The organism is Cytobacillus firmus NBRC 15306 (assembly GCF_001591465.1).
Taxonomy (GTDB): domain Bacteria; phylum Bacillota; class Bacilli; order Bacillales; family Cytobacillaceae; genus Cytobacillus; species Cytobacillus firmus.
In genome coordinates, this window is record NZ_BCUY01000123.1 from 1 (window position 1) to 8,182 (window position 8,182).

Here is an 8,182-nt window from a genome sequence, read left to right on the forward strand (position 1 = left end):
CCGCCGCTCTGAAGCGACTTTATTAATATATCATTCTCACGATTCAATGTCAACATCTTTTTTATAAGTTGTTTTTTCATCGCGTCGTGGTGACGACCTTTAATATATTATCACCATGAAAAAAAACTGTCAACCGAAATACTAAAAAAGATTTAAAAATAAAAACAGCCGCTAAAGAACGGCTGTAAAATTAAATAATCCATGTCTGTATAGCAACAAGGGCAAACAATCCGGGAATACCCAGGAATCCGGAAATGGCCGAAGTGGCAAGGTTTATAGGAACATGAATGCCAATCTGATTCCCAAATGCATTTAAGAAGAATAATAAGAGTGCACCTATGATCAGTTTAATGGCTCCCTGCCCTATAAATCTTACCGGTTTTACCGGGGCTCCTATAAATAGAAGCAATAAAATTAATCCTCCCAGAATGGAGATCACTACGATAGGATCCAAAAGAAAAATCCTCCTCTCAGGAAACTTGTACTACTAATTTATGTTTAGTCTGTACAAAAAAGACCTTAGAGGAGGACAAGTATTTTGTTATGGACGATTTTCTTCAGCAAAATAAGTAACTTACATTCTCACTTTAACATTTCTCTTTTTAGCTTCCCTGAATAAAAAAAAGTATTTCGCTTCGGCCAGCTTGGCCTGGCTGATTGCCTCCGGGGATGGATCAAAGCTTTTTTCCACCAGCGATTTCTGGTTGTTCCAATCTGTTTTCAATCTGTTCAGCTGCTCCAGAAGCTTCTCATCAAACTCGCTGCGAAGCCATTTTTTTCTTCGAAAAAACATATATTCCGCCTCCGTGCTTAAACTTCTCTTCTTCCCTCTAACGCTTTTGAGAGCGTTACTTCATCCGCATATTCCAGGTCTCCGCCTACCGGCAGTCCATGGGCGATCCGGGTAGCCTTTATGCCGGACGGCTTGATCAGGCGGGAGATGTACATGGCTGTTGCTTCCCCTTCAATATTCGGATTGGTGGCAAGAATAATCTCCTGGACCGTCTCATCCTGAAGCCTTTTCAATAAATCAGGAATATTGATATCTTCAGGGCCAATCCCATCCATCGGAGAAATTGCTCCATGGAGCACATGATACAGACCGTTGTATTCCTTCATCTTTTCCATAGCAATCACGTCTTTCGGATCCTGTACTACACAGATGACGGACCGGTCGCGTCTCTGGTCCTCACATATATAACAAGGATCCTGATCCGTGATATGGCCGCAGACAGAGCAGTAAGATAAATTTCTTTTCGCATTGACCAGTGCTTTCGCAAAATCCAGCACAGTATCTTCTTTCATGCTTAAAACAAAAAATGCCAGACGCGCAGCCGTTTTCGGGCCAATTCCGGGCAACTTCATAAAGCTGTCAATCAGCTTGGATATCGGTTCAGGGTAATGCATATATGTTTCCTCCTATATGAAAAGGAAAAGCGCCGCGAGCATGATGGCCTGATGAAGATTCCATCAGACTATGTTCGCTGGCGCCCGGCCTGTCCGTGCTTTCAAGCACTCCTTCAGGACGTTTGATTAAAACATTCCCGGCAGGTTCATTCCTTTAGTAAATTGGCCCATCGTATCGTTTGTTAAATCTTCCGCTTTTTTCAGTGCATCGTTAGTTGCCGCCAGGACAAGGTCCTGAAGCATTTCGATATCTTCCGGATCTACAACTTCCTCTTTAATGTTTACTTCTAAAACTTGTTTATGTCCGGATACAACGACAGTCACCATTCCGCCGCCAGCTGTTCCTTCAATTCGTTTTTCGCCAAGCTCTTCCTGTGCCTGTGCCATCTTCTTTTGCATTTTCTGCATTTGCTTCATCATATTTTGCATATTTCCCATTCCACCGCGCATTTTACATACCTCCAGCTAGTTTCTATTCTTTAATTTCAATTAGTTCAGCGCCAAATAATTTGACCGCTTCAGCGACATGAGGCTCTTCCTCATTTCCGCCGAAGCCCCCGCCAGACTCATCTCCGTCACGCTGGCTGCGCAGGAAATCCTCCCTGACACTTTGCCATTGTTCATCCGGAATGCCGACCAGCTGCAGCCTCTTTCCTAAAAGCTCAAACAGGACATTCGCCAAAGTATCCAGGAATTTCACATTATCCATGGCCATCTGACAATGAATTTCATATTTGAATTTTACGATAAGAGCTGTTTCCGATGCGGCTACAGGTTCTGCTTCATTGAGAAGAGCTGCCTGAGAGCGCATCTGGTTTTGGACAAGCAGGTTCAGCATCTCTCCCCAGCGGCTCTTTACAGCCACAAGATCGTTTTTCGTTGCCTGCTTCAGTACTTCATTCACTTTCCCGACTGGCGCCTGGAAGCCTTTGCGTGAACTTCTCTGCGGCTTTTTCTGGACAGCAGGTGCTCCATCATCCTTCACCGCTATGCCGTTTTTCTTTAATTCAGCAAGCTCGTGCTGCAGCTGTTCGATTTGCTGCATCAGCGGCTTGATGTCTGCAGCCTGTCCTGGTCTCTCCCGCTGTTCAAGCTGGCACAGCTTCACAATGGCCACTTCCAGGAAAATTCGCGGATGGTTGGTCCATCTCATTTCCTGCTGGGCTTTGTTCAGCACTTCAATCAGCTTATAAAGCTCTTCAGGCTCCACTTCCCCGGCAAGCTGCTGGAAGTCCTCATCTAGCATAACTCTTTCCAATGATTCCTCAAGCCTAGGAGCAGCTTTATATAAAAGCATGTCTCGGTAATACAGGATAAAGTCCTCTATAAAGCGGGATGGATCTTTCCCCTGAAAAAGGAGCTCCTCCAAAAATTCCAGCCCGGATGCTGCATCCCTGTCTTTGACCGCTCTTGCCAGTTTATTTAAAAACCCCTGCGACACCGCACCTGTTACAGACAGGGCATCCTCAACTGTAACGCGATCCTGGCTGAAGGAGATTGCCTGATCTAGCAGGCTGAGCGCATCACGCATCCCGCCTTCTGCGGCTCTTGCAATGATCTGCAGGGCCTGCTCTTCATAAGCTGTATCTGTTTCATCCGCAATCAGCTTCATTCTTCCTGTTATCGCCTGAGCCGTAATCCGCTTGAAATCGAATCGCTGGCACCGGGAAATAATCGTCAAAGGAATTTTATGAGGCTCAGTTGTGGCTAAAATAAAAATAACATGCTTAGGGGGCTCTTCAAGCGTTTTCAACAGGGCATTGAAGGCTCCAATGGAAAGCATATGCACCTCATCGACGATGTAAACCTTGTATTTTACAGCGTTCGGGGCATATTTCACTTTGTCCCTGATATCCCTGATTTCTTCTACACCGTTATTGGATGCAGCATCGATTTCAATGACATCAGGAATCGATCCGTCTGTAATCCCTCTGCAGGCCGAACACTCATTGCACGGTTCAGTGACAGGTGCCTTCTCACAGTTAACAGCCTTTGCAAGTATTTTTGCCGCACTCGTTTTACCGGTTCCGCGGGGGCCGGAAAACAAATAGGCGTGTGATATCTTCTCCTGAAGCAGGGCGTTTTGCAAAGTCTTTGTCACATGTTCCTGCCCGACAACATCGATGAACTGCTGCGGGCGCCAAACACGATATAAAGCTTGATAACTCACTGACACGCCCCCTTCCTATGTATAGTCCTTCATCTATTATAACGTATCTAATTTCCTTTTTACAAAACCTAGAGCAAAAAATACAACAAAAAACCCACCCCGCAAAAGGATGAGTTTTAGTAACAATATAAACTGCCGTGCACCTTCCGTCGACTGGCGCCCATAGGCGTTACTTAAGCAGTTAGCTCGGCCCAGGCAACCCTGCGGCACATGGGAGCGTCCACTTAATGCTGCTTCCTTCCGGACCTGACATGTTTCATGGATTCCCATTGCGCAGGACCCGGGCGTCAACACCACTTACTTAAGGCAGGCCCTACAGGACACCAGCCTCGGGAAGGGATTCAGCCTCGCTAGAGCGGATTGCGAGTACAGGGCACCGCTACCTCCCCGCCTAGCACGGCAAAGTTGATACCATATTTAGGTGCGTCTTTGTCCGACGCATTTATAAGTATACTAACAATCGGGGAAAAAAGCAATGCCTAACCATTGTCAATTCCTGTATCGTGTTCCATCTGCAGCAGTTGCCTTCTCTTTTTCTCTTCTTTCTTGCGCTTTCGCAAGTTCCGGAAAAAGCTCGAAAGCATTTCGCCGCATTCTTCTTCCAGCACCCCTGGCACGACTTCACTCTGATGATTGAACCGCTCATCCTGCAATAGGTTCATGAGCGTTCCGGCACAGCCGCCTTTCGGATCCCTGGCTCCATACACCACCTTTTGGATGCGCGACAGAATTATGGATCCCGAACACATCGGACAGGGCTCCAATGTCACATAAAGAACAGCATTCTCCAGCCGCCAGGTTCCGAGTTTTTTGCACGCCTGATCGATGGCCAAGAGTTCCGCATGCGCGATGGCAGTCTGATTCACTTCTCTCAGATTATGGGCCCGGGCAATAATCTCCCCGTCCAGGACAATGACTGCGCCAATCGGAACCTCCTCCAGATCTTCAGCAAGCTTAGCTTCTTTGATGGCCTCCCGCATATACAGTTCATCTTCAGTGAATGATTCCTGAATCAAATATCTTCATTCCTTCTCTTAACATCTGTGTAAAAGCGGCCCCTTTTACGAAAAATACTTTTAAAGGAGCGATTCGATGAAAAATCCGCAAGCCTCTAAACCGGCTCTTATCATTATTGACATGATTAACAATTTTCATTTTCACCATGGAAAAATCCTTGCCGAAAAAGCATTGAATCTCACAAAACCCATCAATGAGCTAAAAACTGCATTCCATGAACTGGATCTCCCGGTCATTTACGTGAATGATCATTATAACCTCTGGAAAGCTGATCTCGATACGATTATGAATCATTGCCGCAATTCTGTCAGTGAGCGTATCCTGGATGAAATACACCCGTCGCCGGATGATTATTTTTTAATAAAACCAAAGCACTCCGCTTTTTACGGCACTGCCTTGAATACACTCCTGCACCAGCTCGGCGTCAATATGCTTGTTATGACGGGAATCGCAGGCAATATCTGTGTCCTGTTTTCAGCCAATGACGCTTATATGAGAGAATACCGTCTGCATATACCGCATGACTGCACCGCTTCCAATGATGACCATGATAATGCAAATGCCTTAAAGATGATGGAAAACGTATTAAAAGCCAATATAACTTCCTTCTCTGAAAACAATTATAACATTTCTTCCCTGTTTCCTTCATAAAATGGCAGTAGTGTTTAAGATGTGCCATTCAGGGAGGGAGATAGATTGCAGATTCACGTTGTCCAGCAAAACCAGACTTTGTTCGGCATTGCCCAGGCATATGGAACAACAGTTGAAGATCTCATTGAAGCCAATGAAATCCCCAATCCAAATAATCTGGTGGTCGGCCAGACATTGGTTATTCCGATCATAGGCAGATTTTATTGGGTGCAGCCCGGTGACAGCCTTTACTCCATTTCAAGAAGGTTCGGCATTTCCTATCAGCAGCTGGCATCAGTCAATGGCATTTCAGTAAATCAGCCGCTTCAGGTGGGGTTCCGCCTTTATATCCCGCCCCGCCCGAAAACGAAAGCCGAATTCAATGCCTATGTGGAGCCAAGAGGCAATACAGTCACCCCTGAACTGGAGGAAAGCGCAAGAGAGGCCGCGCCTTATCTGACCTATCTGGCGCCATTCAGTTTCCAGGCCCTTCGCGATGGTTCTTTGAAGGAGCCGCTTCTGAATGATTTCCCGGCCATTGCGAGAGCCAATCATAATGTATTGATGATGGTGATTACCAATCAGGAAAATGATCAGTTCAGTGACGAACTCGGCAGGATATTGTTAAATGATATAGCGATTCAGAATAAATTCCTGGATAACATTACAGCCACTGCCAAAAAATACGGCTTCAGGGATATTCACTTTGATTTTGAGTTTCTGCGACCCAAGGACCGGGAAGCGTATAACAATTTTCTCAGAAAAGCGAAGGCAAGATTCAGACAGGAAGGCTGGCTGATTTCCACAGCATTGGCCCCGAAAACCAGCGCGGAACAGGAAGGTCTTTGGTATGAGGCCCATGATTATAAAGCACATGGAGAAATTGTTGATTTTGTCGTCATCATGACCTATGAATGGGGCTACAGCGGCGGTCCGGCTATGGCCGTTTCCCCGATCGGCCCGGTTCGTCAGGTATTGGAATATGCAATCACCGAAATGCCATCTTCCAAAATCATGATGGGCCAGAACTTGTATGGCTATGACTGGACGCTTCCTTTTGTTGAGGGAACCACCGCAAAAGCAGTCAGTCCGCAGCAGGCCATACAGATCGCAGCGGAAAATAATGTGGCTATTCAATATGACTACAAAGCACAGGCCCCATTTTTTAATTACACAGCACCGGACGGGAAAAGGCATGAAGTCTGGTTTGAGGATGCCCGCTCCATCCAGGCAAAGTTCGACTTAATCAAAGAACTGAAGCTCCGGGGAATGAGCTACTGGAAGCTCGGCCTGTCTTTCCCGCAAAATTGGCTATTGATTACGGAAAACTTCGATGTGGTAAAGAGAGCATGATCACTCAGCAGCTGCCGCTTACAGGCAGCTTTTTTATTTTTCAGATTATAAGCTCTTATTTTCTTATTTCCAGCTGAAATTCCATATCCCTTCCACTCCATACTGTGATAAAATAAGCTTTGTGTCATTTTGGAACGTACCTATAAATGGTTTCTATAGATAAATAAGTAATGCAGGAGGACGATCACTATGGGGGGAATACCTTTTATTACAGTAGAGGGGCCGATTGGCGTTGGGAAAACATCTCTCGCTAAAGCCATTTCTGAGAAATTTCAATATGCCTTACTAAAAGAGATTGTTGATGAAAATCCTTTTTTAGGCAAATTCTATGAAAACATTGAAGAATGGAGCTTTCAGACCGAAATGTTTTTCCTCTGCAACCGCTATAAACAGCTGGTTGATATCAACAATCACTTCCTGGCTCAAAAAAAGCCTGTTGTGGCTGATTATCATATTTTCAAGAATCTGATTTTTGCAAAGCGTTCATTGAATCAGACTGAATATCAGAAGTATTTGAAGATCTACGACATTCTGACGGGTGATATGCCAAAGCCGAATGTCATTATCTATCTTAATGCCAGCCTCGAAACACTCCTCGATCGAATCGAGCTGAGAGGCCGTGAAATTGAAAAGAACATCAGTCCGTTATATCTCGAGCAATTATCCCTTGATTATGAAACGGCTATGAATGAGTTCGAAAGGCAGCACCCGGATATTCCGGTCATCCGCTTTAATGGAGATCAGCTGGATTTTGTCAAAAGCGAAGCAGACTTAATGCATATATTCGATACCTTATCGACATCATTAAAAAAGAGGAGCATACACTTATGAATCTAAGGCAGAAATATGAGATTCCTTCGAACGCCGTCATCACCATTGCCGGAACCGTCGGAGTCGGAAAATCAACAATGACCAATGCGCTTGCGGACGCACTGGGGTTCCGAACCTCTTTCGAAAAGGTTGATACAAACCCTTACCTCGATAAATTCTATGCGGACTTCAACCGCTGGAGCTTTCACCTGCAGGTTTACTTCCTGGCTGAACGCTTCAAGGAGCAGAAGCGCATTTTCGAATATGGCGGCGGCTTCGTTCAGGACCGCTCCATTTATGAAGACACAGGCATCTTTGCGAAAATGCATTATGAAAAAGGCACGATGTCCAAGGTCGATTACGAAACCTACACCAGTTTATTTGATGCGATGGTGATGACACCATACTTCCCGCACCCTGATTTGCTGATTTACCTGGAAGGCTCTCTTGATGACATTCTTTCCCGAATCAAGGAGCGCGGCCGTCCAATGGAGCAGCAGACACCTATTTCCTACTGGGAAGAAATGCACCAGCGCTATGAAAATTGGATCAACAGCTTTAACGCATGCCCGGTCCTGCGCCTGAATATCAATGATTATGACATCATTCACAATGAGCAATCCATTGAGCCGATTGTGGAGCGCATTTCTTACTTCTTAAGACAGACTCAACTATTGAAAAAATAACCGCCATTTATCGGCGTTTTTTTTCTTTGAACACACAAAAAAACCGCTGATGCTATCAGCGGTTTTATGTATCTCCAATATTTATGCGCGTGTTAGATGTCAATTAAAA

The 8,182-nt window shown here is 45.3% G+C and carries 10 protein-coding genes and 1 other RNA gene; 4 read left to right on the forward strand and 7 right to left on the reverse strand.

The window, feature by feature from the left end:
- Positions 1-190: 190 nt before the first annotated feature.
- The 7 genes from BFI01S_RS20135 to tadA all read right to left on the reverse strand — a co-directional run bounded on the left by BFI01S_RS20135 (position 191) and on the right by tadA (position 4,593).
- The gene (locus tag BFI01S_RS20135; protein ID WP_035333490.1) at positions 191-454 is read right to left on the reverse strand and encodes a pro-sigmaK processing inhibitor BofA family protein; all 264 of its coding nucleotides are present in this window, start codon (positions 452-454) and stop codon (positions 191-193) included.
- Between the two features lie 120 nt (positions 455-574).
- Positions 575-793 carry a YaaL family protein gene (locus BFI01S_RS20140; RefSeq protein WP_061794190.1) on the reverse strand — a complete coding sequence of 73 codons (219 nt, stop codon included), beginning with the start codon at positions 791-793 and terminating at the stop codon, positions 575-577.
- 17 nt (positions 794-810) lie between these two features.
- Positions 811-1,407 (reverse strand): recombination mediator RecR, encoded by a 597-nt coding sequence (gene recR, locus BFI01S_RS20145; RefSeq protein WP_009336775.1) that lies wholly within the window; start codon positions 1,405-1,407, stop codon positions 811-813.
- A gap of 126 nt (positions 1,408-1,533) precedes the next feature.
- Positions 1,534-1,857: a YbaB/EbfC family nucleoid-associated protein gene (locus BFI01S_RS20150; RefSeq protein ID WP_048011083.1), complete on the reverse strand. Its 324-nt coding sequence runs from the start codon at positions 1,855-1,857 to the stop codon at positions 1,534-1,536.
- Positions 1,858-1,879: 22 nt separating this feature from the next.
- Positions 1,880-3,577, reverse strand: a complete 1,698-nt coding sequence (gene dnaX / locus BFI01S_RS20155) for a DNA polymerase III subunit gamma/tau (RefSeq protein WP_061794191.1) — start codon at positions 3,575-3,577, stop codon at positions 1,880-1,882.
- 135 nt (positions 3,578-3,712) lie between these two features.
- Positions 3,713-3,977: signal recognition particle sRNA large type (ffs, locus tag BFI01S_RS20160), an RNA gene on the reverse strand.
- A 79-nt stretch (positions 3,978-4,056) separates the two neighbouring features.
- Positions 4,057-4,593, reverse strand: coding sequence for a tRNA adenosine(34) deaminase TadA (tadA, locus tag BFI01S_RS20165; protein WP_061794192.1), 537 nt, complete (start codon positions 4,591-4,593; stop codon positions 4,057-4,059).
- A 76-nt stretch (positions 4,594-4,669) separates the two neighbouring features.
- Between tadA and BFI01S_RS20170 the strand changes: the two genes are divergently transcribed.
- From BFI01S_RS20170 to BFI01S_RS20185, 4 genes are all read left to right on the forward strand, one after another.
- Positions 4,670-5,245, forward strand: a complete 576-nt coding sequence (locus BFI01S_RS20170) for a cysteine hydrolase family protein (RefSeq protein WP_061794193.1) — start codon at positions 4,670-4,672, stop codon at positions 5,243-5,245.
- Between the two features lie 45 nt (positions 5,246-5,290).
- Complete coding sequence (locus BFI01S_RS20175; protein ID WP_061794194.1) at positions 5,291-6,577, forward strand: LysM peptidoglycan-binding domain-containing protein; 1,287 nt, start codon at positions 5,291-5,293, stop codon at positions 6,575-6,577.
- 189 nt (positions 6,578-6,766) lie between these two features.
- The gene (locus BFI01S_RS20180; protein WP_061794195.1) at positions 6,767-7,408 is read left to right on the forward strand and encodes a deoxynucleoside kinase; all 642 of its coding nucleotides are present in this window, start codon (positions 6,767-6,769) and stop codon (positions 7,406-7,408) included.
- A complete protein-coding gene (locus BFI01S_RS20185) occupies positions 7,405-8,073 on the forward strand; it encodes a deoxynucleoside kinase (protein WP_061794196.1) in 669 nt (222 codons plus the stop codon). The genes BFI01S_RS20180 and BFI01S_RS20185 overlap by 4 nt, the downstream gene beginning before the upstream one ends.
- The last annotated feature ends 109 nt before the right edge of the window (positions 8,074-8,182 follow it).

Coding starts and splice junctions, on each gene's coding strand:
- BFI01S_RS20170 (WP_061794193.1), top strand. CDS start 4,670: ATGAAAAATCCGCAAGCCTCTAAACCGGCTCTTATCATTATTGACATG.
- BFI01S_RS20180 (WP_061794195.1), top strand. CDS start 6,767: ATGGGGGGAATACCTTTTATTACAGTAGAGGGGCCGATTGGCGTTGGG.
- BFI01S_RS20185 (WP_061794196.1), top strand. CDS start 7,405: ATGAATCTAAGGCAGAAATATGAGATTCCTTCGAACGCCGTCATCACC.
- BFI01S_RS20140 (WP_061794190.1), bottom strand. CDS start 793: ATGTTTTTTCGAAGAAAAAAATGGCTTCGCAGCGAGTTTGATGAGAAG.
- recR (WP_009336775.1), bottom strand. CDS start 1,407: ATGCATTACCCTGAACCGATATCCAAGCTGATTGACAGCTTTATGAAG.
- BFI01S_RS20150 (WP_048011083.1), bottom strand. CDS start 1,857: ATGCGCGGTGGAATGGGAAATATGCAAAATATGATGAAGCAAATGCAG.